Source organism: Cutibacterium sp. LaCa_286, assembly GCF_057198075.1.
Genome location: NZ_CP191091.1, coordinates 1,708,546 through 1,733,352, shown reverse-complemented (window position 1 = coordinate 1,733,352; position 24,807 = coordinate 1,708,546). Strand labels below are relative to the sequence as shown.

The following is a 24,807-nucleotide window of genomic DNA, read 5'->3' as shown; positions in this document are numbered from 1 at the left end:
GAAAACGGACTCCTCCAGCCCATTGCCTGTTCAGATGACTCGTCATCGCAGAGCGCACCGTGTCATGCGGTCGACTACTCGTCATGCTCCCGGCACACGTGATGTGCACTCCAGCTCCGGGCCGAGGATGCGGCACAATGAGAACCATGGATCCTGTGTTGCGTCCCCGTCGTTCCGTCCTCTTCATGCCCGGTGCCAACCAGCGCGCGTTGGAGAAGGCCAAGTCACTGCCATGTGACGGCATCATCATCGATCTGGAGGACGCCGTTGCCCCCGATGCGAAGGTGGCTGCCCGCAACAATGCCGTGGCAGCCGTCGAGAGTCGCAGTTACGGCTATCGTGAAGTCGTCGTGCGCGTCAACGGCATGGACACCCCGTGGTACGCCGATGACCTTGCCGCCGCCGTTGCCGCCCGGCCGGACGGCATCGCCGTACCCAAGGTGAGTTCCGCCGATCAGGTACGCCGCATCGCAGCAGACCTGGACGCTGCCGGTGCCGACCCACAGCTCGCCATCTGGGCCATGATCGAGACCCCACAGGCCGTGCTGGACGCCCGCGAGATCGCCCAGGCCAGCGAACGGCTGGCCGTGCTCGTCATGGGTACCAATGACCTCGTCAAGGAGCTGCACTCGCGGCACGTGCCCGGACGTGCCCCTCTGACGACCGCCCTGCAACTGTGCGTCCTGGCTGCCCGGGCTGCTGGCGTCGTCATTCTGGACGGCGTCTACAACGACGTGCGAGACGCAGAGGGATTTGCCGCCCAGGTGAACGAAGCCGTTCTCATGGGATTCGACGGCAAGACCCTCATCCACCCTTCCCAGGTGGCACCTGCCAACGACGGGTTCGCCCCCAGCCCGGCCGAGGTCGAGGACGCACGTGCCCTCATCGCAGCGTGGCAGGAGGGCAATGGGGGAGTGGCCACATATCGCGGCCGGATGATCGAGCAGCTGCACGTTGACGAAGCCGAGCGAGCCCTGGCCATGGCCGACGCCATTGCCGGACGTGATCAGGGGTAGGAGCTTCGTCTCTCAGCTGTACGACAACGAGTACACGGGCTGTACGTCACACATTTCGTGTTGCGTGCAGCTCGTGTTTCTTGGCTGTCCCCCCGGCAGGGGCGTACTGCTGGTCGGAGCCGAATCTTCGGGACGCATACAACATATCAAAGCCGTCTTGGACAATCCACACCACGAGCCTCATGCTTCCTTGTTGACTACTCCCACAGTTCTCGTTCTGACTTTGACTCTCGTAAGGAATTACTTAGGCTTGGCGCAGGTTTTCAATAAAGCCTGAACTCTATGTTTCACTGATGAGAGGATGAGAAGTTGAAGGCTGAAGATAGTCGAGTCGAGGTTGATCTGCTAGGGGAAAGGGAAGTTCCAGCAGAGAAGTACTATGGTGTACATACTCTGCGTGCTTTGGAGAATTTCCAGATTTCTTCAGGGCGTATGAACAATGAGCCTGAATTTATCCGGGGAATGGTTCAGGTGAAGAAGGCTGCCGCCCTGGCAAACCGTGAATTGCGCGTTCTCTCTGAAGATGTTGCCGACGCAATTGTTGCCTCCTGTGATGCGATTCTCGACGAGGGGCGTTGCATGGACCAGTTCCCCCTCGACTTCTTCCAGGGCGGTGCTGGCACCTCCGTCAACATGAACACCAATGAGGTTGTGGCCAATCTCGCGCTGGAACTGCTGGGGTATAAAAAAGGACGTTACGACCTGATTCACCCCAATGATCATGTGAATAAGTCGCAGTCGACGAATGACTCCTACCCGACTGGTTTCCGGCTGGCAGTCTTTGCGCTGCTCAAGGAGCTTTCCCAGGCCATTGAGAATCTTGCTGACGCCTTCGAGGCCAAGGGCAAGGAGTTCTCCCACGTGCTCAAGATGGGTCGCACTCAGCTCCAGGACGCCGTACCGATGAGCCTGGGCGATGAGTTCATCGCCTATGCGACGACTCTGCGTCATGAGGTCGAGCGCATCGCAGTCGCCGGCAAGCTGCTGCTCAAGGTCAACCTCGGTGGTACTGCCATCGGCACCGGCATCAACACCCCGGAAGGCTATGCAGCCACGGCCTGCCGCAAACTCGCCGAGGTGACTGGCTATGAGATCGAGCCAGCCGATGATCTCATCGAGTCCTCGTCGGACAACGGTGCCTACATCACCGTGCACTCCGCCATCAAGCGGGCTGCCGCCAAGCTGTCGAAGATCTGCAATGACCTGCGCCTGTTGTCGTCCGGGCCGCGAGCGGGACTCAACGAGATCAATCTTCCCGAGATGCAGGCCGGCTCCTCGATCATGCCGGCAAAGGTGAATCCGGTGATTCCCGAGGTCGTCAACCAGGTCTGCTTCAAGGTCTTCGGCAACGACGTCACGGTGACGTTCGCCGCCGAGGCCGGCCAGCTCGAACTCAACGTCATGGAGCCGGCACTGGCCCAGTCGTTGTTCGAGTCGATCCACCTGCTCACGCGAGCCTGCGACACGCTGCGTACTCGTTGTGTCGACGGTATCACCGCCAATGAGGAGCGCTGCCGCGACAGCGTCATGAACTCCATCGGGATCGTCACCTACCTCAACGACGTCATTGGCCACCACAACGGTGATCTGGTTGGCCGAGAGGCGGCACGCAGTGGCCGCTCCGTGCGCGACGTCGTCATCGACATGGGGCTGCTGACGTCTGAGCAGTTGGACAAGATCATGACTCCGCAGAGCTTCCGCCACCCGGTCTACACCGGACGTCGTTATGAGCCCGGTGAGAGGGAGCTGCCGGTGAAGACCGAAGCAGAAACCAGTCCTGACGCGGCGGAAGGCCAAGAGTGACCCTGCTGACATTTCTGGCTCAACTTGTCGTCGTCCTGGCATTCATCTTCCTTGGTGCCAAGGTCGGTGGGTTGGGAATTGGGCTGGCAGGCGGCGCAGGCGTCATCGTCCTCGGTCTGCTGGGATGCAAGGTTGATCCTGCCACCGGCATTCCGTGGGAGGTCGTGGGGATCATCATGGCGGTCATCTGCGCGGTGGCTGTCATGGAGAAGGCCGGAGGCCTTGACGTCCTCGTCGCTGCCAGTGAGAAGATCCTTCGTGCCAATCCGCAGCGGATCACGTACGTGGGACCCATCGTCACCTTCATCATGACCGTGCTGTGCGGCACGGGGAACGTGGCATTCGCAGTGCTCCCGGTCATTGCCGAGGTGGCCAAGGAACAGGGCATCCGGCCCTCGAAACCGCTTGCGGCGTCGTCGGTCGCATCGCAGATGGCGCTTGTCGCCTCACCGATCTCGGCTGCCACCGTCATCATGGCCGGGGCCGTCGAACCGATGGGGATCAGCTATCCGAAACTTGTTGCCGTGACCCTGTGCACGACCTTCGTCGGTTGCATGGCGGCGGCGTTCGTCTCGAGTCGACAGGGATGTGATCTTCAGGACGACCCCGTCTACCAGCAGCGAAAGGCCGCTGGGAAGGTGCATCTGCGTGAGGCCGGCACCTACCACATCGACCGACGGGCCAAACTGTCCCTGGGGATCTTCCTCTCGGCATTGGGCGTGCTCATGGTCTACGCCGTCGCGATCAGCAAGATCGACAATCCGCCCCTGCCCCGGGGAGCAGCCATCATGTGTGCAATGCTCGGTGCAGCCCTCCTCATCTGCCTGACGTGCAAGGTGCCGATGTCGGAGGTCAACGATCAGCCGACCTTCAAGGCCGGTATGAGTGCGGCGACCTGCATCATCGGTGTGGCCTGGCTGGGCAACTGCTTCGTGACCTCCAACATGGGGCTCATCAAGTCCTACGGTGCCGACGCGCTCAGCGGAGCTCCGTGGCTGCTCGCAGTGGTGTTCTTCCTCGGCTCGACCCTGCTCTACTCGCAGGCAGCGACGTTGGCCACCTTCCTGCCAGCAGCCACTGCACTGGGCGTGGGGGCGACGGTGCTGGTGGCCTCCTACTCGGCCGCGGCAGCGTTGTTCGTCCTGCCCACCTATCCGACGACGGTCGCCTCGATCGAACTTGACGACACCGGCTCCACCCGGATCGGTTCGTTCATCTTCAATCATCCGTTCCTGCTGCCCGGATTGACTGCCATCGTGGTCTCGGTGTTGCTGGGTTACGGAGTGCTCACACTGCTGTGACCTGGTGTTCCACGGCAGATGGCCAGTGAGGTGCCGCGTCACGGATTTCCGGACACGGCACCTCACTGGTGTGCTGCGGCGTGGATCATTTCGGCGAGTTCCTTGGGGCGGGACCACATCGGCCAGTGGCCAGTGGGCAGGTCGACGGTGTCGACATGTGTGAGCTGGGCCACTTCCGCGAACATGGGATCACCCGATCGGGCCAGCTCGAGAATCTGTCTGCTCGGGATCGAACAGCAGATGAGAGTGGTTGGCGTCTCGCGTCGTGCGTCATTGGTCAGGGTGACGGTTCCACGGGCCACTGCAGCAGGTTCTGGAACGGCTCGTGCTCGGAAACGAGCGAGGTGCTCACTGCTGAGACCCTCGAGGCTTGCCTGCTGCCTCAGCATTTCGAAATCAGGTAGCGGTAGCTCCATGACGGATGGCGGCAGATCAGGTGCGAATGCAGTGCCGTCCGACATGGGGCCGGAGTCGACCCACACGACTCGACGGATCAGCTCCGGGTGACGATCCATGGCAATGCTCACTGGCCCATTGGCGCCGCTGTGGCCCACAAGGACCACATCACCACCTGTCTGGATGACAGCAGCCTGGATGGCGTCGGCCTGCTCGCTGAGGGTCCTGTCCGTCCGGTCGGGATCGCGTCGGTCAAGACCGGGAAGAGTCATTGCCGTGGCGTGGAAGCCCGGAGTCGTGAGGTGTTCGAGTACCTCGTCCCAGGCCCAGGCGCCCAGCCAATGTCCGGGTACCAGGATGATGTGAGGCGGGGACGGGGATGCCGAAGTGGATGTCATGAAGCGATTCTTGCACGGCGCACGGACAACGGTGTGTCACCATTGGTGGCATGAATCCTGGATGTCGGCGTGAAACGATCTGAGCGTTTGTATGCACTCTCCGAGTCCTTGCGACGTAGTGGGAGACGTGGACGCACCGCGCAGCAGTTGGCTGACGAGTTCGGTGTGTCTGTTCGTACCATCAAGCGAGACCTGATGACACTTGAGACAGCTGGGTTACCGCTCAGGTCTCGCCCCGGACCCGGCGGGGGCTACGCGCTCGTGGCCAGTGGCTCTCTGCCTCCTGTCACCCTCTCACCAGCTCAGGCTGTGTCATTGCTTTCCGCAGTGGCGGCGGCACCAAATGCCCCCTACGCTGATCTGGCAGCCGCCGCGGTACGCAAGATCGTTGACGTCCTTGATCCTCAGACCCGAGCACGTGTCGAGCTACTTGCCTCACGTGTGTGGGTCAACTCGAGGACCGCGGGTTCGCGGAGAATCCGGTCATCCTGCGAGCAGGCGATGATCGACCAGCGAGTCCTGCGCATCGACTATGTCTCCAAGGAAGGACAGAATACTCAGCGTGACATCGAGCCGATACTTTTCGCCAACACTGACGGAACGTGGTACCTCATCGGCTGGTGCCGGTTACGCGGTGCCGTGCGCTGGTTCTCGATCGAGCGTATTCGCCAGGCCAGCGTCACCCAGGAACAGTGTTCGGGGCACACCATTGAAGAGGTTGGTACACCCCCTACGACGGCCACGAATGTGAGCGGTGATTGGTGGGCAAATTGATAATGGCCTTTGCCAACAGCCGGGTCATGGGAGTCCGCTGAGCAGTTTGGACATGGCGTCCGCATCCGGTTCATGGTCGTGTGACCAGTGACACGTGAGGCCATTTCGTGACTTGACCCGTCTTCGAGGGCCTCGCGAACCTGTGCCGGGGTCTTACTCGTCGGCTCTGAACTCATCGGTAGGCCTGTCGGTGGAGCAGGGCGACGTTTTCGAGCATCTGGCGGTCATGAGCAGGTCGTTGGTTGTTGGTTCACCAGATGCTCACCCGCTGACTGGGGTCCAACCACAGGGCGTCGTCGGGCGTCACGTAGAAGGCGTCGTAGAAGGCGTCGACGTTGCGCACGATCTGGTTGCAGCGGAACTGTGTGGGCGAGTGCGGGTCGGTGGCGAGCTGGGTGCGGCAGGCCTCGTCACGGACCTTCTCACGCCAGATGGCGGCGTACGACAGGAAGAATCGCTGCTGCCAACTGAGCCCGGCGACCGGCTCAGGGACACCACCGGCGTCCTGGTAGGAGATCTGCAGGGCCCGGTAGGCGATGCTCACCCCACCCAGGTCCCCGATGTTCTCCCCGATCGTCAGGGCTCCGTTGACGTGCGGGCCGTCCGGCTGCAGCTGCCGCGGCACCAGGGCGTCGTACTGGCCGATGAGGGCCTTGGTGCGCTCCTCGAAGGCGGCCCGGTCGTCAGCCGTCCACCAGTCTCGCAACGCACCGTGGCCGTCGTAGGTGGACCCCTGGTCGTCGAACCCGTGACCGATCTCGTGCCCGATCACCGCACCGATCCCGCCGTAGTTGACGGCGTCGTCGGCCGTCACGTCGAAGAACGGTGGTTGCAGGATGGCAGCGGGGAAGACGATCTCGTTGCGCAGCGGATGGTAGTAGGCGTTGACCGTCTGGGGGAACATGAGCCACTCGTCGGGATCGATCGGCCCTGAGAGCTTCTCGATCATGTGGTCCAGCTGGAAGGATGACACGGCAGCCACCGCGTCCACCAGGGATCCCTCGGGGATCTGCAGGCCGGAGAAGTCTCGCCACCTGTCGGGGTAGCCGATCTTGGGGCGGAAGTTCGTGAGCTTCTCCAGGGCTTCGGTGCGGGTCTGCTCACCCATCCAGTCCAGGGAGCCGATCGACTGTCGGTAGGCTGCCAGCAGATTGGCGACGAGCTGATCCATCCGCTCTTTGGCGGCTGGCGGGAAGTGCCGTGCCACGTACAGCTTGCCGACGGCCTCGCCGATGGCCGACTCGACGAATCCCACTGCCCGTTTCCAGCGCTCTCGCAGCTGTTGGGCGCCGGAGAGGGTGCGTCCGTAGAAGTCGAAATTGGCCTCGACGAACTCGTGTGGCAGGAATGGTGCGAGGTCCGAGATGACGTGCCAGGTGGCCCAGTCGCGCCACTGCTCGATGGGGGAGCTGGCCAGCAGGCGCTCGATCCCCTCGAAGAAGGAGGGCTGATTGTCGATGACGTGGCAGACTGCCTCGGCGGGGATCCGGGCTGCCGTCAGCCAGGTGTGCAGGTGCAGGCCCGGGTGGGTGTCGGCCAGATCGTCGAACGTCGTGGGGTTGAACGATGCCCGCGAATCGCGAGTGCGCACCTGGTCCCAGTGGTGGCTGGCGATTTGTGTCTCCAGGTCGACGACGCGGTGTGCCCGGGCCTCGGGCTCGTCCAACCCGGTCAGAGTGAACATGCGGGTCACGTGGGCCTGGTACGACGCGCGAATCTCGGCCTTGTCGTCGTCGCGGTAGTAGGCCTCGTCGGGCAGGCCCAGACCGCTCTGTCCCATCCAGGCGACGTAGTGGGTCGGATCGGCGGGATCGGACTCGTTCTCCAGGTAGAACAGCCCGCCCACGCCCTGACGGTGCTGGGCGCCCAGGACTGCCATGAGATCGGTGGCGTCGGTGAGGGCGTCGATCTGGGCCAGGTACGGACGCAACGGTGTGGTGCCGGCGGCGTCCACGGCGTCGACGTCCATGAACCGCCGGTACAGTTCGGTCATGACCTCGACCTCGTGATCGGTGGCCTCTGGTGCCAGAGTGCGCAACTGCGTGGCCCCACCGGAGCTCAGATCCGCCAGGATCTGGTGGACGGCAGCCTCGGAGTTGTCACGCAGCACCCGGAACGATCCGGTGCTCGCCTGATCCGAGGGGATCTCGGTCACACGCTCCCAGGCGCCGTTGACGTGCTGGTACAGGTCATCGCCGGGACGGATGTTCTCGTCGCGGTCGGGGAAGGGTTCTGCCATGGACCCACCCTAGTGGACCTGGCAACGAGGGAAGCTTCAAGTGGCATGGACCCGTTCATGCCATGTCATGCTCCGAAGAACAAAAGGACACTGAGAATTGCGGTGAGCCAGCACCATATGGCTACAGAACCTGCTAGCGCAACCACTGCTTCAAAACTCATTTTTGGGACGAGTGAACTATCATCTTGGGGGATGTTTCCTCTGGCGACACCGAGAGACCATCCGGCAGGGGGAAACATGATCAGGGGAACGAGATAGACGACAAACGCTCTACTGCTGAAAGTGGCGCCATCTGGTATGAATTTATGTGGATCCGCTGTACAAATAAAAACATAGTAAATGATTGCCATCATCAACCCGGTGAGGGCAGCCATGGTGACGCCGATTGTTGTGATTCTGTGCTTCCTTTTCTTTGGAGTTTCACATGTTTTATGGTTTTCCCCACAGCCCGGTGATCCGGTCAACCAAGGGGAAGATGAAACACATGAGGGAAATTCTTGCATAAGCATGATGACGCCCCGTTGTCACAGAGTGATCAAGAGGACGACTACCCAGACGGCTCCGACGATGGTGCCGATGATGAGGCCGTTGAGAGGTGCGCGGTGGTACTGCTGTTCAGTTGTGTCTTTGTGGGTGGTCATCGTGGTGCCTTAACGTGGCTCTTCGGACTTGAGGTGGGGCGGGTAGTCGTGGCCCGGTGTGGTGAGGGGTCGGGGTCTTCGGCAGGGTCAACAGCGACCAAACTCGCTGTTCCAAGAAGACCCCGACTGTGTGTGAGCCTACCGACTACTGCCCGCGTTGTGATGCCCTGATCGACCTGTCTGGTCTGCACGTGACCGCCGTCGAGCGCGCCCCCGACACGATCACCGTGGAGGTGGAGTCCGCCCCTGGCGAGGGATTCTGTCCCGACTGCGGCGTTCTCGCGCGGTCTCACGGCCGCCGTGCCCAGGTCCTGCACGATGTTCCCTTCGGCGACACGGCGGTCGTGATTGTGTGGCGCACCCGCACGTGGCGTTGCGCCGAACCCTTGTGTGGCAAGGGCTCGTTCACCGAGCAAGACCCGGCGGTCGCCGCGCCCAGGGCCCTGTTGACCCGGCGCGCCATCGGGTGGGCCTTGGCGCAACTGCGCCGAGAGCACGCTTCGGTGCTGGGACTCGCACGCCAGCTCGGCATCGACTGGAAGACCGCGTGGAGGGCGATCAAACCGGTCCTCCAGGCCGCTGACGCCGACCCGTCCCGGTTCACCGGGGTCCGTCGTCTGGGGGTTGATGAACACGTCTGGCATCACAAGAACCCACGAACCCGGGGTCCGAAGATGCTCACCGGCATGGTCGACTTCACCCCCGCCGCTGACGGCACACCACGAACCCGGCTGCTGGACCTGGTCCCGGGACGCTCGGGAACCGCCTACTCAGCCTGGCTCCAGGAACGCGGCCCTGACTGGTTGCGGCAGGTCGAGGTCGCCTCCCTGGACCCCTTCCGGGGCTACAAGAACGCCGTCGACGAGCACCTCGACGACGCGACAGCGGTGCTGGACGCCTTCCACGTCGTCGCCCTCGCCACGAAAGCAGTCGACGAGGTCCGCCGCCGCGTCCAACAAGCCACCCTCGGCCACCGAGGCCGCACCGGCGATCCGCTGTTCGGGATCCAGACGATCCTCAATGCCTCAGCAGAGAACCTGTCCGACAAGCAGAAACACCGCCTCGCCACAGCGATCGACGCCCACCAAGCGCATGAAGAGGTATTCATCGCCTGGCAAGCCGCGCAACGCGTCCGCGAGGTCTACCACGCAAACTCACCAGCCGAGGGCCGGGCTCTGGCCGAGCACCTCGTCGAGGCTCTGCCGACCTGCCCGATCCTCGAAATTGCGCGTCTGGGCCGGACCCTGAAACAGTGGCGCGACGCGTTCCTGGCCTACTTCGACACCGGGGGCGCGTCCAACGGCCCCACCGAAGCGATGAACGGCCTGATCGAACTCCACCGCCGCATCGCCCGAGGCTTCCGCAACCGCGACAACTACCGCCTCCGCTGCCTGCTCATCGCCGGCGGCCTCGACACGTGACCCCCACCTCAAGTCCGAAGAGACTGTAATCCAAAGATCAAAAATACGATGCTCAACTGGTTGCGATGGTAATCGCTTTCGCTTTCCCCTAAAATTTTTTAAACAACAATCCGTACGTGTGGCAGTGCTGCCACCCTCTCCCCAGGAGCGTGAACCGTGTTCGGCACCCCATCTCGACGTACCTTTCTCACCGTATCTGCATTATCAGCCATGGTGCTCACCGCCTCTCCCGCTGTGACGGACGCCATCGCCGCACCCATCCCCGACAGCTGGGCAGCGTTGTGCGAGCGGTGGGTCGACATCATCACCGGACGCAGAGCCGCCCGGACCTCCGACCCACGCGCCCGCGAAATCATCGCCAAGGCCGACCGGAAGGTCACTGAGATCCTCACCGATCTCGCATCCGGCTCGAGTCGTCAGACCGTCCTGATCTCGGCGGACCTCCGGAAGGAGCAGTCGCCCTTCATCACTAAGACCGCCCGAGCCATCGACTCGATGGCCTGCGCCTGGGCCACCCCCGGGTCCAGATACCACAAGGATCCCGAGATCCTCTCCGCGTGCGTCGAGGGACTCAGAGACTTCTGCCGGCTTCGTTACAACCCCTCCCAGGACGAGTACGGGAACTGGTGGGACTGGGAGGATGGCGCGTCAAGGGCCATCGCCGATGTCATGTGCATCCTGCACGACGTCCTGCCGACCGACGTCATGTCCGCCGCGGCAGCCGGCATCGACCACTTCGTTCCCGACCCCTGGTTCCAGCAGCCTGCGGCGGTCAAACCCACTGCCAACCCCATTCAGCCCGTGGTCTCGACCGGCGCGAATCGCATGGACCTGACCCGTGCCGTCATGTGCCGCTCCATCGCGACCAGCGACGAGAAGAAACTGCGTCATGCCGTCGACGGATTGCCTGACGCCTGGCGCGTCACCACCGAGGGGGATGGTTTCCGTGCTGATGGCGGATTCATCCAGCACTCCCGCATCCCCTACACCGGCGGTTATGGCGACGTTCTGTTCAGTGGACTGGCAATGCTCCTACCGCTGGTCTCCGGGACGAGATTCGACATCGCCGAATCGGCCCGCAAGGCCTTCCACGACCAGGTCGAACGCGGCTTCGTCCCCGTCATGTACAACGGCCAGATCCTCGACGACGTGCGCGGTCGATCCATCTCACGCATCAATGAGTCGGCAGCCATGCACGGCATCTCGATCGCCCGTGCCATGCTCATGATGGCCGATGCCCTACCGACACACCGCGCCGAGCGGTGGCGGGGGATCGTACATGGCTGGATCGCGCGAAACACCTTCGATCACTTATCCGAGCCGTCCACCCTCGTCGACATCTCCCTGTTCGACACCGCAGTCAAGGCGCGCCCCGTTCCGGAGACGTCGACGCCGAGCTATTTCGCCTCCATGGACCGTCTCGTTCACCGCACCGCGGACTGGCTCGTCTCCGTGTCCAACTGTTCGGATCGCATCGCATGGTACGAGTACGGCAACGGGGAGAACGAATGGGCCTCCAGGACCAGCCAGGGAATGCGTTATCTCCTGCTGCCCGGAGACATGGGACAGTACGAGGACGGATACTGGGCCACCGTCGACTACTCAGCACCGACGGGGACGACGGTGGACTCCACCCCACTCAAACGTGCTGTCGGAGACTCGTGGGCAACCAAGACCCCTGCCAACGAGTGGTCCGGGGGACTGGCATCGGGTGCGTGGTCGGCAGCCGCGTCCCAGATCACCTCGCAAGACTCCACCCTCAAGGCACGACGCCTGTGGGTAGGTCTGAAGGACGCTATGGTGGAACTGACAACCGACGTGACCACCGACGCGTCGCGGGCCATGACCGTCGTCGAGCACCGCAAGGTGGCAAGCCCGTCGACGAAACTCTTCGTCGACGGCACCCCGGTCTCATCCGCGACTTCCTTCCAGAACCCCCGGTGGGCCCATCTGGACGGAGTCGGCGGTTACATCTTCGCCACTGACACTGACCTCTCCGCGAAGGTGGCGACGAGGAAGGGAACCTGGATCGACGTCAACCCCTCCCGCAAGGTCAAGGGGGCTGACGAGGTCATCGAGCGCACCTATGCATCCCTGCACGTCACCCACCACGATCATCCGGTCGCATGGGCCCTGATACCCACCGCCAGCCGTTCCCGCACGATCACCCTGGCCACGCGCCCGGGCGTCGAGCCATTCACCGTGCTCCGAAATGACGCAACGGTCCAGGCCGTCCGCTCTGCGGGTGCCCTGTTGACGAAGGATCCCACTGTCGTCACCACCCTGGCCTTCTGGAAGCCTGCCGGCTGTGGCGGGGTAACAGTCGACTCCCCCACCATGGTTCAGACCCGCGAGCGCGAAAACCGGATGGAGGTCGTCATCTCCGAGCCCACCCAGCGAAAGGACTCGGTCACGGTCACCATCGACGGTAGCTGGCGTCTCGACACCTCCGACGAGCACGTCGGCGACAGCCGAGGTGACTCGGCCATGACCCTGCACGTCAACACAGCAGGGCTGGGCGGCCAGTCCGTCCGCGTGACCCTGTCACGCCCGATCATCCCGGCCGCCCCGACGCCTCAACCATCGAAGCCAGTCCCCGGAACGCCGACCCGCCCGATCAGGCTGCCGCGCACCGAGGTCTGACCCCGCGGGGGATCCGGTCGGTCAGGCACGCCCCGCATACTGGCCGACCGGGAATTCCCCGGCCACTGGAGTATCGGCAATGTAATTGGCCAAAACGGTGATGGCGCCATCACCGAGGCGGTGAAGCTCTCGTCCCATTGACCCGGCAGCGTGTGGGGTCAGGATGACGTTCGGCAGGGTCCACAGCGGTGAATCGGGGACGTTGACCTCGGGGTCGGTGACGTCGATGACGGCACCGATGGATCGCGCTGGAGTTCAGCGATAAGGGCGTCCTGATCACAGATGGCCCCGCGCGCAGTGTTGATGAAGGTCGCTCCATCCTTCATCTTCGCGAAATCCTCAGCTCCTAGCATGTGATAGGTCTGCGGCGTCGACGCCGAGTGCAGGGAGACGACGTCGTATGTCCGCATGATCTCGTCGATGCTGACAGTAGTGACACCAAGCTCACGCACTCTGGCCTCGTCAAGATGATGGGAGAACACCTTGATGTCGACGTGGAAGGGGGGCCAACATCTCGATGACTCGCCGGGAAATCCGCGACAGTCCGATGAGGCCTATCTTGGCACCGTAAAGCCCGATGTCGGGGAAGTTCTCCCAGAAGGTCTCCTCCTTGGCACGGTTCTCCACGTACCGACGTCGCGAGGCGAAGATCCCCTTGGTGGCCAGGATGATCATGGCGAGGCTGTGCTCGGCGACCGGTTCTGCATTCAGTTGGGTTTGGGAGGAAATCCGGACCCCGACCTCATAATCCTGCGCCCCGATGACACCCTTCACCGATCCTCCGGAGTGGATGACCATTCGAAGCTGCGGCATCTGTGGCAGGAGCCCCGTGAGGTCACCAGTCTACCACGCTGTGCCGACCACTTCGGCCTCGCGGAGCATCTCCCGGCTCTCCGCCGAGGCATGTCCGACCGGGTCAGGGTCGATCCGCAGATCAGCCAGGTCGCGGATCCGTTCGAAGGCCGCGGGAGTGAAGAACATGGGCTTGTAGAGGTCCAGAACAGATAGGACCACGCAAGGTTTTCTCATCTTGGACTCCATCCTGTCGGTACGACATCGTTCAACAATGCTGGAAAGCATTTTCCACGATACCAATACATTGCGCCCTCACCGAGGCGAATCTGCAGGTATTTGTGAAAGCGTTTTATCGGAGTTTGCGAGGCAATCCCATTCCATGTCGCAATGAAAACGATAGAGTCAGATGTCAACACCATCCCAGGAGGAATCACATGGCGACGCTCAGCGACGTGGCCGTGCGGGCAGGAGTGTCCCTGGCCACCGCATCGAGGGTTCTCAACGGCTCGGCCCACAGAGTGGTGGGGCCCGAATTGCGCCAGCGCGTCACTGCCGCAGCCGCCGAGCTCGGGTACGTCCCCAACAAGGCCGCCCAGGCAATGGCGCGCGGACACACCGACGTCGTCTCACTTGTCGTCGGTTCCATCGCGGATCCCTACTTCTCATCCATTGTGGCCGGAGTGAGCCGAGAGACCCAGTCCCACGACCTGCGTGTCACCATCTCCGAGTCAGACGGCTCCGAGAAGTCAACCCTCGCTGTCATCGCGAACGCATCCAGCCAGCAGGCCCGCGCACTCATCTTCGCCGGTGGCGCAATCACCTCCACACCAGCAGTCACTCGCGCTATTTCCGACTTCACCACGCATACTGGTTCCCCCGTACTGGCGATCGGAGCGACCAATCTTCCCCCGAGATCAAGGGCATCGGGGTTGACGACCGGGCCGCCGTCACCCCACTGCACCTGCCATCAGTGCGGCAGCCACCACCGGGCCCACCACACGCTTGCACGTCGTCGTTGCTTCTACTGCCATGGCCACTCCCCAATCTTGGAGCGTTCCGAGAGGAGCCACGGGGCAGCACAGGCGTGACATGCGTCGGTGTCGATCCGTAACCCCAGACGGAACCAGAAACCACTCCCCGCAGGTGATCTGTACTCCGACTTCCACACACGAAATGTGGTCACGGTTGCGGGACAGCGCCGGATTCCCACCGACTTCCCCACACCACCCGGGCATCAACTCCCCATCAGGCTGACAGCGAACATGATACCCCCACACACCGACATGACGCATCCGCCCCTGTGTCTCGGTTATTGGGTGGATTCACGAGGGCGCGACAACCGGCATGCCGATTTCGTGCGCCGCCGACTGCAGACGCTGGTCGTAGGTGACCAACGCGTCAACGCCAAGATCGGTGGCAGCGGCCAGATGCAATGCGTCCAGTGAGCGCAGGTTCTGGCCGGGGAGGAGCCCGGCATGCGTGAACTGCGCTGATTCGATGAGGTGCTGGTTCGAGAGGTACAGGGACACTTTTGTGAGCAGTGAGCTGACCATGTCCTGACTGAGGCTGCGGGAGGCGGTGAACCATTCGACGCAGCTCGGTCTCCAGCAACAGTGCGGCCACCACATCTGGTTGTGAACGGTTGACCTCGGCAATCAAGGCAGCTGATTCGCTCTGCCACCATGAGCTTGGCGGCAGCCGAGGTGTCAGCGGATCATCGTTCGTCGCGCAGATCGTCGAGGATGGTTCCGGTTGCAGCGGAGCTCGTCACCAGATCATTCACTGAGAATGTCGCGGGCACACTGGCTGGCCTGATCGCCTTGCTGCAGCCTCCATGGGGCATCACTTGGGCGACCGGCAGGCCGCGTCGTGTGACGACCACGACCTCCCCGGACTCGACGTCCCGGAGCATCTGGGCACTGTCGTTGCGCATCTCCCGCTGGCTGATGGTCCGCATGCAGCAAACGTAGCAATCGTGTGGCAGTGGAGGAAGTGGTATTGCGGGGTGAGTCACCACCCCCAGAGTCATCAAGGCCCGGAGCCAGCAATGATCCCCGGATCATCGCCCATGACCCGGGGATCCAGTTCTCAGTTGTGCACCTGCCAGGTGTCGTTGCCGCGCAGCAGCTGCTGCAGGGCGGCATCACGTTCCGGCTTGTCGTCGACGGAGCCGCCGGCCAACCGCAGCTGGTCGCGCACCATGTCGTCGTAGGTGGGCAGGCTCACCGAACGCAGGATGCCCAGCGGGATCTGGGAGATCTGACCGGAGTCGTGCAGGTGGGCCAGCTCGAAGGCCAGCGACGGATCGGGGCGCGTCGCGTCGTGGACGACGACGTGGTCCATGCCGACCTGCGCCACCTCGGTCACCGTGAGCGAACCATCCACCGGGTCACGCACGACCCCCTTGGACCGATCGGCACCCAGCAGGATCGGCTCACCGTCCACCAGACGCACGATCCGCTCGGCAGCCTCCGGCCCCTTGTAGCCGTCGAAGGCCCCGTCGTTGAAGATCGGGCAGTTCTGGTAGATCTCCACGAACGATGTGCCGCGGTGGTGCGCTGCAGTGGTGAGGGTCTCGTCCAGCCCCTTGCGGTCGGAGTCCAGGGCTCGTGCCACGAAGGAGCAACCTGCCCCCAGGGCCACCGACAACGGGTTGAACGGGTAGTCCACCGATCCCATCGGTGAGGACTTGGTGACGCTGCCAGCCTCCGAGGTGGGGGAGTACTGGCCCTTCGTCAACCCGTAGATCTGGTTGTTGAACATGAGGATCGTGAGGTTGACGTTGCGGCGCATCGCGTGGATGAGGTGGTTGCCGCCGATCGACAGCGCGTCACCATCACCGGTCATGACGAACACCGCCAGATCCGGTCGGCTCACCGCAAGCCCGGTGGCGATCGCCGGGGCACGCCCATGGATGGTGTGCATGCCGTAGGTGTTCATGTAGTAGGGGAACCGAGAGGAGCAGCCGATGCCCGAGATGACGACGGCATTCTCCTTCTTGATGCCGAGCTTGGGCAGCATGCCCTGGAAGGTCGACAGGATCGAGTAGTCACCGCACCCCGGGCACCAGCGAACCTCCTGGTCGGAGGCGAAGTCGCGGCGCTTGAGCGACACATCGGTGACGGGCACACCGGCCAGGCCGGTGTCGGCCCCGGAGAGATCGGCGGCAGGAGCGGAAATCGACGACGTGGTGGACATCATGCCTCCTTGGAGTTGGCAGTGACCTGGCCGCATGCGGCGACGAGCTCGTCGCACAGATCGACCGACGAGATGGGCAGACCGCGCACTCGGCTCACCGACTGCACGTCCACCAGGAACTTGGCGCGCAGCAGCATGGCGAGCTGGCCGGTGTTCATCTCCGGCACGATGACGCGACGGTAGCGGTGCAGCACCTCGTCCAGGTTGGCCGGGAACGGGCTGAGGTGGCGCAGATGGGCTTGGGCGATCGAGCATCCGGCCTCCCGGGCCAGGCGCACCGCAGCCGTGATCGGGCCGTAGCTGGAACCCCAGCCCAGCACGAGCACCTCGGCATCACCGGTGGGATCGTCCACCTCGAGGTTCGGGATCTCACGCACGATCCCGGCAACCTTCTGGGCGCGCAGGTTGACCATGAGCTCGTGGTTGGCCGGTACGTAGGAGATCGAGCCGATCTCGTTGGCCTTCTCCAGGCCGCCCAGGCGATGTTCCAGACCCGGTGTGCCGGGCAGCGCATAGTCGCGGGCCAGGGTCTGCGGGTCGCGCTTGTAGGGCAGGAACCGATCGGTGCCGTCGGCGGCCTTGGCATTGGGTGCAGTGGCGAAGTGCGGGTCGATGGCCGGGATCTCGTCCAGATCGGGCACCTGCCACGGTTCGGCACCGTTGCCCAGGTACCCGTCGGAGAGCATGATCACCGGGGTGCGGTAGCGCATCGCGATCGAACAGGCCTCCAGGGCGGTCGTGAAGCAGTCCGATGGGGACTTCGCGGCCAGTACCGGCACCGGGGACTCGCCGTTGCGTCCGAACATGGCCTGCAACAGGTCGGCCTGCTCGGTCTTGGTCGGCATGCCGGTCGACGGGCCGGAGCGCTGCACGTCGACGACGACCAGCGGCAGTTCCGTCATGACCGCCAGACCGATCGCCTCGGACTTGAGGCTCATGCCTGGCCCAGACGTCGTCGTCACGCCGAGCGATCCACCGAACGAGGCCCCGATGGCCGACGACACGCCCGAGATCTCGTCCTCGGCCTGGAAGGTGACGACGTTGTGCGACTTGTGCTTGCTCAGCTCGTGCAGGATGTCGGATGCCGGGGTGATGGGGTAGGAGCCCAGGAACAGCTGCACCCCTGCCCGGTTGGCGCCGGTGATGAGGCCGTAGGCGGTGGCGAGGTTGCCGGTGATCTGACGGTAGGTGCCGGCCGGCATCGGGGCCGGGGCCACCTGGTAGCGCACCGCGAACAGTCCACAGGTCTCGCCGTAGGCCGCTCCGGCGTGCAGGGCGGCGACGTTGGCGTCCCGGATGTCGGGCTTGCTCGCGAACTTCGTGGCCAGGAACTGTTCGGTGGATTCCAAGGGGCGTCCGTACAGCCAGCTCAGCAGCCCCAGGGCGAACATGTTCTTGGACCGCTCGGAGTTCTTGCGTCCCAGGTCGAACGACTCCACGGACCCCACCGCCAGGCTGGTGAGCTTGATCGGCACCACCTGGAAGGAGTCCAGGGTGTCGTCGGACAGCGGGTCGGTGGTGTAGCCGGCCTTCTTGAGGTTGCGCGGGGTGAACTCCTCAATGTCGACGAGGATGAGCCCGCCGCGTCGCACGTCCTTGACGTTTGCCGCCAGGGCAGCCGGGTTCATCGCCACCAGGACGTCCGGCTCGTCGCCGGGGGTGGAGATGTCGTAATTGGCGAAGTTCACCTGGAAGCTCGACACGCCCGGGACGGTGCCCTGTGGGGCGCGGATCTCGGCGGGGAAGTTCGGCAGGGTCGAGATGTCGTTGCCGTGACGGGCGGACTCGGCGCTGAATCTGTCGCCGGTGAGCTGCATTCCGTCACCTGAGTCGCCTGCGAATCGAATGACGACCCGGTCGAGGGTCTGAACACTGTGTGGTGCCGAGGTGGAGGGCACGGGGACCTCTTTTCTTGATTCGGTGCCGGTCGTCGCCTGCCGGCGGGATGCTGTGTCATGCTCTGGCACAGAGCTCCGCGAACGGAGCCCGACTCGACCCTCGAGCCTAGCATCGACACTGACGTCATCCACCCTGGCCGCGCGCTCCACGGAGGCTCCGATCCGAGACGCTCCACGAAGGCCTCACCGACGACGTTGCCAGCTGCAGTTAGGCTGTGGTGGTGCAGATCATCGATTGGTACGGGGATGGATCCGTGGGAGTCGTCGACCTTGCCCTGGCGTGTTGTGCGGTGGAGTCGGGGGCCGCACGGTGGCTGCCGACACCTTCAGGCGGCCGTTCCGTCGACGATGCGCACCCTCGTCCCACGATGTCGCTGGAGACATGGCGTGCCGAGACATCGAGTGGGCACGCCGACGCATCGTGCGATGAGGGGCATCCGGCCGATGAGCCAGGTCGACTGGTGGCCGTCGTCTCCGGGACGGTTGCCGTCGGGCTGGCCGAGCGCGTCACCCGTATCATCGACGAGCTGCGTGCCACACAGCCGGTACATGTCGTGGCATTCGGGGCCTGCGCCTGCGCCGGCGGACCCTACTGGGACTCCGCGACGGTGGTGCCGGGAGTGAGCATGCTCACCGGGCGAGTCCCCGTCCAGGTTGACGGGTGGATCCCCGGATGCCCACCACCGCCCCAGGCGCTCTGTGCCTATCTGGACCGTCTCACCCACCGGGAGGAGTCATGACCGATTCCCAGGAACGCCGTGTGCGGGCCGAATCATGGCGCGACGACGTGAGCCAGGCCCTCCAGGAGGGCTACACCTGGTTGTACCAGCTCACCGCCGTCGACGGCATCGGTGGTGAACTCGGCTCGGTGATCGAGATACTGCTGCGACTGGAGGACTCCGCAGGTCGCAGCCTCGTCATCCAGACCGCGGTGCCTCGTGATCGGGCGGAACTACCGGCCATCGACGATCTCATTGCCGGAGCCGCCTGGTACCAGCGCGAGGTGCACGACCAGTTCGGTGTCGTCTTCACCGCAGCCGACATGACGCCCCTCCTCGTCCACCCGCAAGCTCTCGCAGACCATCACCAGTCGCTCGGTGACCACCGGTCGGCACCTGCCGCACCACTGCGCAAGGACGTCATTCTCACGGCGCGAGCCACCACCACCTGGCCCGGGAACGTCGACGATGGTGCCGGCGGCGCAGCAACCTCCGGAGCTGGTGGTCGTGGTGCCCGCAGCGGGGGACGTCGGCGCGGTACGGCACTCGGGGTGCCGGACGCCCAGACCCTCGCCAAGCTACGTGCTGGGCAAGAAGTCTCGGCCGAGGACATCGTCTCCTCGATGACATCCGGCCGTCGGAGGCGCCGATGAGCACACACCGTTCCATTGTCCTGGACGCCAGCGCATGCACCTGCTGCGACATCTGTGCCCGGGAGTGCCCGGCCTGGTGCATCCACATCCGTTCCCACGCCGAACGCGTGGACGACCCCGCAGCCAGACGCCCCCGCACCATCCAGGTGCTTGACGATTTCGCCCTCGACTGGGGGCAGTGCATGGTCTGTGGCATCTGTGTCGAGCGATGCCCGTACGACGCCCTGACCTGGTCCGAGACGCCACCCCCCGTCGGTGGGTGTACTCGCGCGGCCACGTCCATCGAAGGTGCCGGCATAGACACCATCGGTGACACGACCACTGCCCATGACACCGCCACGCCCAGCTCGCGGGGTGAGGTCCGCTCTGACCGGCCCGACCACTGCGCCCCGATGAATTGCGCTCCGACGAACCTGGGGACGAATCTGGGCAGGTCGAGCCTCGTCACGCACTGGAGCGGCCGTGAGTAGGGGCGCAGTCGCGGCACGTTCCTGCTGGAGCTCCTGGCTGACTGCCTGGCGCTCCCGGACCGGGTGGGAAGGCCTGCTCGCCACGACGATGCTGCTCGTGGGTGCACTCACGCCTGCCTACCTGCCGGCGAACTCCCCGTGGTGGCCCCGGCTGAGCCGAGTCGGCATGAGCGGTGTCACCTGGCAGGTCATCGGGTCGGCACTGGCGATCACCGGGGTCATCGTGCTGGTCGACGCCTGGCTGCGGCTGCACCCCGGGCGTCGGGCGAGCACTGTGGATGCGCGGGCGAAGCACTGGGCCGTGCTGGCAGTGTGGATCCTGCCGCTGCTCGCCGCCCCGCCGATCTTCAGCCACGACGCCTACTCCTACGCTGCCCAGGGGTGGCTCATGGAGAATGACATCAACCCCTACGAGGGGTACCCGGGGCTGCTGCCCGGTGTCTTCGCCGACCAGGTTGCCCAGGAGTGGCGATTCACTCGCACCCCCTACGGGCCGCTCAGCCTGCAACTCCAGCACGACATCGTGCGACTGGCTGGGTTCCATCCGTACTGGTCTGCGGTGATGATGCGCATACCGGCGCTCGTCGGCGTCGTCCTCATCGGTGTGTTCCTGCCACGGCTGGCTCGACGAACCGGCCATGACGCCTCGTTCGCCGCGTGGTTCGGCGTCCTCAACCCGTTGCTCGTCGTCGACTTCGTCGGAGGTGCCCACAACGACTCCTTCATGATGGGTCTCATGGTGTTCGGCCTGTGGTTGGCCACCACGGCCAGCTGGGCGTGGATTCCCGCGGCCCTGGTGATCGGTGCCTCGGCTGCCGTCAAGCAGCCGGCCGTCATGGCCGCCGTGGCCCTGCCGTTCATCGTCCACCCGATGCCCAGCTGGCGTCCTCGGCACGTCGTGACCGCCCTGGGGCGCGTCGTGGGCTCACTTGCCGATGCTGCGGGGTCGTTCGCCCTCATCACCTGGCGCACGGGTCTGGGGTTCGGCTGGTACCACGCAGCCGACGTGCCGGGCAGGGTGATGACGGTGTCGCCGTCCACCCTCATCGGTCTGGCCATCCGATCCGTTCTCACGTGGTTCGGGCGCTATGGTGCCGCCACCTCGGTGGTCGGCGTCACACACACCATCGGTGTCGGTGTCGGCGCCGTCATCCTCGTGTGGTTGGCGGTGCGGAAGTTGCCACAGCGCCCGCTGGCCTTCCTGGCCTGGGGGTTCTTCGCCGTGGCCCTCACCGGCCCGGCCCTGCACTCCTGGTACGTCCTGTGGGGGGCGCTTCTGCTCCCGTTGGTGGCTGGAGCGTCACGATACCTGCACGGTGCGGTGTGGGTGACGGTCGGATTGCTGGCCTACGACGCCATCAATCTGTCCTGGCGAAATGGTGTCATCGCCCTGGGAGTGGCGGCAGCCGTCTTTCTCGCGGTGTACCTCACGTGGTACACCCGTCGTAACGGCTCATGGCACCCCGGCCGTCACAACCATGGTCATCATCAACAACACGAGGGAGAGACGTCATGACCCAGCCAACCACCGAGGCTGTCGGCGACGACATCCGCATCGAGCGCACGCACGGCCTCACCCACATCACGCTCACCCGGCCACGAGCCATCAACTCACTCACGACCCAGATGCTGGACGCGGTGCAGCAGGGCACTGCTGGGACTGACCGGGTCGAGATCCGCGGTGAGGGAGAACGCGGATTCTGTGCCGGTGCCGACGTGCGTCTGCTGCGGGAGATCGCCATGGACGACCCACACGTGGCGGGTGACTGGTTGGAGCACGAGTACGTGGTCGACGCAGCGGTTGCCGCCCTACCCGGTGAGACCCACCTGCACGGGATCAGCATGGGCGGTGGGCTGGGAATGTCCATCCGTCAGCACGTGAGCGCGCGGGACGACCTCGTCCTCGCCATGCCGGAGGTGGGTATCGGTCTGTGGCCCGATGTCGGCATGACCTTCGAGCTGTCCCGCGCACCGCGTCTGGTCGGACGACACCTGGCCATGACCGGAGCCAGCATCGACGCACCTTCCGCCCTGTGGGCCGGTCTGGTGGACGAGGTCGTCGACGCCCAGGAGCGTCCGGTGCAGGTCGACGCGTCAGCCAGCCAACTTGCCCGGGACTCGTCATGGATCCAGGAGTGCTACGACTGCGCCGACCCGCTGGAAGTCGTCTCCCGGTTGCAGCAGCACCCCGACCCACGGGCGCACGAGGCTGCGCAGCTCATCGCCACCCGGTGTCCTCTCTCGGTGGCCGTCGCCCTGGAAGCGGTGCTTCGGGCCGAGGAGGCCACCAGCCTGGCCCAGGTGCTCGCCACCGACACCGCACTGGGTCACGCCTTCACAGCCGATTCGGATTTCGCCGAGGGGGTTCGTGCCCAGCTCGTCGACAAGGATCGCACCCCGCACTGGAGCCATGCCAGCCTGGCTGACGTTCCGCGGCGTCGGGTCGAGCAGATGTTCGACGGGGCCTGAGGGCGGGATCAGGGTCCATTCGCAGGATAGGTGACGCTGCCCGGGGCACACGGTTCGGATTGTGCTCAGAACTCGTAGTCGACGACCACCGGGGCGTGGTCGGAGATCCGTTCCTCGTAGGAGGGGTCACGGTCGGTGCCGGCCGCGATGGCCGAGCTGGCGAGATCGGGGGTCGCCAGCTGGTAGTCGATGCGCCATCCGGCGTCATTGACGAAGGCCTTTCCTCGCCAGCTCCACCACGAGTAGGGGCCGCTCTCCTCGGGATGGGCGGCACGCACGACGTCGACGAGGGTGCGTGGGGAGAGGATTGAGCTGAACCACTCGCGTTCCTGGGGGAGGAACCCCTCATTCCTCCGGTTGGACCGCCAGTTCTTGAGGTCGGCGTTCTCGTGGGCAATGTTGAAGTCCCCCATGACGAGGAACTGGCGACCCTCGTTGGCCGCGCGTCTACGGGTTGCCGTGAGATGGCGGGCGAAACCGGCAAGAAAACTCTCCTTGCGAGCCTGCTTGTCAATCGAGACCTGGTCATGAGGATCTGGGGTGGCACCCTTGGGCAGGTACAGACAGGCGAGTGTGACTGGAGTCTCGGAGAGGTCTACCTCGACGTAGCGACCCTCCTCGGCGAATGGGTGCAGGGCGCGGGGCAACCCCGCAGTCGTGCCATTGGTCTGCTGGGCGTCACCGTTCGGTGACATGGTCACCAGATCGGGGCCCCAGGCGCGTACTGCAGCCGGCTCCTCGCGAGTGAGCAGTGCCACGCCATTGCGCCCAGCCCTGCCGCCCGGTTGCCAGGCGACGTGGTAGCCGGAGAAGATTCCTGCCGGCAGATCGGCTGGCCGGCATCGCACCTCCTGCAGGCCCAGGACGTCTGGACTGCGATGGGCGAGCCACGGCTCGAAACCTCGACGTTGCGCGGCGCGAATCCCGTTGACGTTGAACGTTGCAATGCGCATGCCATCCATTGTGCCTGACTCGGTGCAGCTGCCCTGGTTTTGGAGCTGCCGCTGGCATCTGCTAGTGTTTCTGGTCGCTGGCTCACGTCAGCTTGGCAGGTTGCCCGAGCGGCCAAAGGGAGCGGTCTGTAAAACCGTCGGCATTGCCTACGATGGTTCGAATCCATCACCTGCCACTGAAACCCTTGGATCGAATGGGTCCAGGGGTTTCGTGCATCTACGTCACCGGCGTCGGTGGCGACGTACGAGCGCCGGCTGCTCCTCACGTCGTCAGTGCTGCAGCGGCGATCTCCAGGGCCGAGGAGAATGAAGTCTCGCGTTGCGCGGCGCTCATGTCCGTCCCGTCCTTGGTGAGGTGGTCGGAGACGGTGAGTACGGCCAGGGCCTCCTTGCCCTCGGTCATGGCGCAGCCATAGAGGCCCGCAGCCTCCATCTCCACACCGAGGGTGCCCACCTTGATGAGCCCTTCGGTGACCTCTGGACGTGTCGTGTAGAAGAAATCGGTGCTGAACACCGAACCGACGTGGGTGGTTGCGCCGCTGGCCCGCGAGGCGTCCACGGCTGCTCGCAGCATGTCGAAGGAGGCCGTCATGGACAGTGAGGCCCCGGGAACCGGCAGGCTCGTGCAGCCATTGTTGGTGTGTGCACTGGCCGCGACGACGACGTCGCGTACGTCGACGTCGGGGGAGAGACCGCCACAGGTTCCCACTCGACAGATGCGTTGGACGCCGTAGAACCGGTACAGCTCGGTGGCGTAGATGCTCAACGAGGCGATGCCCATCCCGGAGGCCATGACGCTCATCGGGATGCCGTTCCACGTGCCCGTCCACGCCCCGATGCCGCGTACCTCGCTCACCAGGGTGGCGTCGGTGAGAAAGCCCTCGGCGATCCGTGCTGCACGCCGGGGGTCGCCGGGCATGAGAACCAGCGGAGCGATGTCTCCGGGTTCCGCGGTGTTGTGTGGGGTGGCCATGTGATTTCCTTTCCTCCCACGATCTGTGGCATATTTGTCGCCACGAG

23 protein-coding genes, 1 tRNA gene and 3 pseudogenes are annotated in these 24,807 nt (G+C 64.3%); 14 read left to right on the top strand and 13 right to left on the bottom strand.

Features of this window, described 5'->3' with window-relative positions; translation table 11 throughout:
* The first annotated feature begins 146 nt into the window (after positions 1-146).
* The 3 genes from ACP8JZ_RS07550 (at position 147) to ACP8JZ_RS07540 (ending at position 4,120) form a co-directional block, all read left to right on the top strand.
* Entirely contained in the window at positions 147-1,016 is an 870-nt protein-coding gene (locus ACP8JZ_RS07550; RefSeq protein WP_308614151.1) for an HpcH/HpaI aldolase/citrate lyase family protein, read from the top strand.
* A gap of 309 nt (positions 1,017-1,325) precedes the next feature.
* On the top strand, positions 1,326-2,819 hold the full coding sequence (gene aspA / locus ACP8JZ_RS07545; RefSeq protein ID WP_306517564.1) for an aspartate ammonia-lyase: 1,494 nt from the start codon (positions 1,326-1,328) through the stop codon (positions 2,817-2,819).
* A 5-nt stretch (positions 2,820-2,824) separates the two neighbouring features.
* Entirely contained in the window at positions 2,825-4,120 is a 1,296-nt protein-coding gene (locus ACP8JZ_RS07540; protein ID WP_306517578.1) for an anaerobic C4-dicarboxylate transporter, read from the top strand.
* A gap of 62 nt (positions 4,121-4,182) precedes the next feature.
* Here ACP8JZ_RS07540 and ACP8JZ_RS07535 read toward each other — a convergent pair whose 3' ends face one another.
* Positions 4,183-4,914, bottom strand: coding sequence for an alpha/beta fold hydrolase (locus ACP8JZ_RS07535; RefSeq protein ID WP_306517565.1), 732 nt, complete (start codon positions 4,912-4,914; stop codon positions 4,183-4,185).
* 69 nt (positions 4,915-4,983) lie between these two features.
* Between ACP8JZ_RS07535 and ACP8JZ_RS07530 the strand changes: the two are divergent.
* Both ACP8JZ_RS07530 and ACP8JZ_RS07525 read left to right on the top strand, forming a co-directional pair.
* Positions 4,984-5,157: pseudogene (locus ACP8JZ_RS07530) on the top strand (HTH domain-containing protein); the annotation flags it as partial.
* A 66-nt stretch (positions 5,158-5,223) separates the two neighbouring features.
* Positions 5,224-5,688, top strand: coding sequence for a helix-turn-helix transcriptional regulator (locus ACP8JZ_RS07525; RefSeq protein ID WP_306517566.1), 465 nt, complete (start codon positions 5,224-5,226; stop codon positions 5,686-5,688).
* A gap of 250 nt (positions 5,689-5,938) precedes the next feature.
* On the opposite strand, the gene ACP8JZ_RS07520 is transcribed toward ACP8JZ_RS07525, so the two are convergent.
* Both ACP8JZ_RS07520 and ACP8JZ_RS07515 read right to left on the bottom strand, forming a co-directional pair.
* A complete protein-coding gene (locus tag ACP8JZ_RS07520; RefSeq protein WP_484482346.1) occupies positions 5,939-7,927 on the bottom strand; it encodes a M13 family metallopeptidase in 1,989 nt (662 codons plus the stop codon).
* A 65-nt stretch (positions 7,928-7,992) separates the two neighbouring features.
* Positions 7,993-8,301, bottom strand: a complete 309-nt coding sequence (locus tag ACP8JZ_RS07515; RefSeq protein WP_306517568.1) for a hypothetical protein — start codon at positions 8,299-8,301, stop codon at positions 7,993-7,995.
* Positions 8,302-8,759: 458 nt separating this feature from the next.
* Between ACP8JZ_RS07515 and ACP8JZ_RS07510 the strand changes: the two genes are divergently transcribed.
* Together ACP8JZ_RS07510 and ACP8JZ_RS07505 are read left to right on the top strand one after the other, a co-directional pair.
* Positions 8,760-9,989: an ISL3 family transposase gene (locus ACP8JZ_RS07510; protein ID WP_484484253.1), complete on the top strand. Its 1,230-nt coding sequence runs from the start codon at positions 8,760-8,762 to the stop codon at positions 9,987-9,989.
* Positions 9,990-10,145: 156 nt separating this feature from the next.
* Entirely contained in the window at positions 10,146-12,632 is a 2,487-nt protein-coding gene (locus ACP8JZ_RS07505) for a polysaccharide lyase 8 family protein (RefSeq protein ID WP_306517570.1), read from the top strand.
* A 77-nt stretch (positions 12,633-12,709) separates the two neighbouring features.
* Here ACP8JZ_RS07505 and ACP8JZ_RS07500 read toward each other — a convergent pair.
* The 4 genes and pseudogenes from ACP8JZ_RS07500 to ACP8JZ_RS07485 all read right to left on the bottom strand — a co-directional run.
* Positions 12,710-12,860, bottom strand: a pseudogene (locus tag ACP8JZ_RS07500) (NAD(P)-dependent oxidoreductase); the annotation flags it as partial.
* Positions 12,791-13,084, bottom strand: coding sequence for an NAD(P)-dependent oxidoreductase (locus ACP8JZ_RS07495; protein WP_484482344.1), 294 nt, complete (start codon positions 13,082-13,084; stop codon positions 12,791-12,793). The gene ACP8JZ_RS07495 and the pseudogene ACP8JZ_RS07500, both read right to left, overlap by 70 nt.
* A 10-nt stretch (positions 13,085-13,094) precedes the next feature.
* Positions 13,095-13,445 (bottom strand): Rossmann-fold NAD(P)-binding domain-containing protein, encoded by a 351-nt coding sequence (locus ACP8JZ_RS07490; protein ID WP_306517571.1) that lies wholly within the window; start codon positions 13,443-13,445, stop codon positions 13,095-13,097.
* A gap of 30 nt (positions 13,446-13,475) precedes the next feature.
* Complete coding sequence (locus ACP8JZ_RS07485) at positions 13,476-13,646, bottom strand: hypothetical protein (protein WP_306517582.1); 171 nt, start codon at positions 13,644-13,646, stop codon at positions 13,476-13,478.
* 215 nt (positions 13,647-13,861) lie between these two features.
* Here ACP8JZ_RS07485 and ACP8JZ_RS07480 point away from each other — a divergent pair, with 215 nt between their 5' ends.
* Positions 13,862-14,515, top strand: coding sequence for a LacI family DNA-binding transcriptional regulator (locus ACP8JZ_RS07480; protein WP_484482343.1), 654 nt, complete (start codon positions 13,862-13,864; stop codon positions 14,513-14,515).
* Positions 14,516-14,749: 234 nt separating this feature from the next.
* Here the strand turns inward: ACP8JZ_RS07480 and ACP8JZ_RS07475 are convergent, their stop codons facing one another.
* The 4 genes from ACP8JZ_RS07475 to ACP8JZ_RS07460 form a co-directional block, all read right to left on the bottom strand.
* A complete protein-coding gene (locus ACP8JZ_RS07475) occupies positions 14,750-14,878 on the bottom strand; it encodes a PIN domain-containing protein (RefSeq protein ID WP_323459172.1) in 129 nt (42 codons plus the stop codon).
* 263 nt (positions 14,879-15,141) lie between these two features.
* Positions 15,142-15,384 (bottom strand): type II toxin-antitoxin system Phd/YefM family antitoxin, encoded by a 243-nt coding sequence (locus ACP8JZ_RS07470; RefSeq protein ID WP_323458934.1) that lies wholly within the window; start codon positions 15,382-15,384, stop codon positions 15,142-15,144.
* Positions 15,385-15,515: 131 nt separating this feature from the next.
* Positions 15,516-16,625, bottom strand: a complete 1,110-nt coding sequence (locus ACP8JZ_RS07465; protein WP_484482823.1) for a 2-oxoacid:ferredoxin oxidoreductase subunit beta — start codon at positions 16,623-16,625, stop codon at positions 15,516-15,518.
* On the bottom strand, positions 16,625-18,523 hold the full coding sequence (locus ACP8JZ_RS07460) for a 2-oxoacid:acceptor oxidoreductase subunit alpha (RefSeq protein ID WP_484482342.1): 1,899 nt from the start codon (positions 18,521-18,523) through the stop codon (positions 16,625-16,627). Before ACP8JZ_RS07460 ends, ACP8JZ_RS07465 begins: the two co-directional genes overlap by 1 nt.
* A 221-nt stretch (positions 18,524-18,744) precedes the next feature.
* Between ACP8JZ_RS07460 and ACP8JZ_RS07455 the strand changes: the two genes are divergently transcribed.
* The 5 genes and pseudogenes from ACP8JZ_RS07455 to ACP8JZ_RS07435 all read left to right on the top strand — a co-directional run bounded on the left by ACP8JZ_RS07455 (position 18,745) and on the right by ACP8JZ_RS07435 (position 22,834).
* Positions 18,745-19,263, top strand: coding sequence for an NADH-quinone oxidoreductase subunit B family protein (locus ACP8JZ_RS07455; protein ID WP_484482341.1), 519 nt, complete (start codon positions 18,745-18,747; stop codon positions 19,261-19,263).
* Positions 19,260-19,895 (top strand): NADH-quinone oxidoreductase subunit C, encoded by a 636-nt coding sequence (locus ACP8JZ_RS07450; RefSeq protein ID WP_484482340.1) that lies wholly within the window; start codon positions 19,260-19,262, stop codon positions 19,893-19,895. The genes ACP8JZ_RS07455 and ACP8JZ_RS07450 overlap by 4 nt, the downstream gene beginning before the upstream one ends.
* Positions 19,892-20,132: pseudogene (locus ACP8JZ_RS07445) on the top strand (4Fe-4S dicluster domain-containing protein); the annotation flags it as partial. The gene ACP8JZ_RS07450 and the pseudogene ACP8JZ_RS07445, both read left to right, overlap by 4 nt.
* 225 nt (positions 20,133-20,357) lie before the next feature.
* Entirely contained in the window at positions 20,358-21,881 is a 1,524-nt protein-coding gene (gene mptB / locus ACP8JZ_RS07440; protein ID WP_484482339.1) for a polyprenol phosphomannose-dependent alpha 1,6 mannosyltransferase MptB, read from the top strand.
* On the top strand, positions 21,878-22,834 hold the full coding sequence (locus ACP8JZ_RS07435) for an enoyl-CoA hydratase/isomerase family protein (RefSeq protein WP_484482338.1): 957 nt from the start codon (positions 21,878-21,880) through the stop codon (positions 22,832-22,834). Before mptB ends, ACP8JZ_RS07435 begins: the two co-directional genes overlap by 4 nt.
* Before the next feature lie 65 nt (positions 22,835-22,899).
* Here ACP8JZ_RS07435 and ACP8JZ_RS07430 read toward each other — a convergent pair whose 3' ends face one another.
* Positions 22,900-23,787, bottom strand: coding sequence for an exodeoxyribonuclease III (locus ACP8JZ_RS07430; RefSeq protein WP_484482337.1), 888 nt, complete (start codon positions 23,785-23,787; stop codon positions 22,900-22,902).
* A gap of 94 nt (positions 23,788-23,881) precedes the next feature.
* Between ACP8JZ_RS07430 and ACP8JZ_RS07425 the strand changes: the two genes are divergently transcribed.
* A tRNA-Tyr gene (locus ACP8JZ_RS07425) sits at positions 23,882-23,963 on the top strand.
* A gap of 86 nt (positions 23,964-24,049) precedes the next feature.
* Here the strand turns inward: ACP8JZ_RS07425 and deoD are convergent.
* Entirely contained in the window at positions 24,050-24,760 is a 711-nt protein-coding gene (deoD, locus tag ACP8JZ_RS07420; protein ID WP_306517256.1) for a purine-nucleoside phosphorylase, read from the bottom strand.
* Positions 24,761-24,807: the final 47 nt, after the last annotated feature.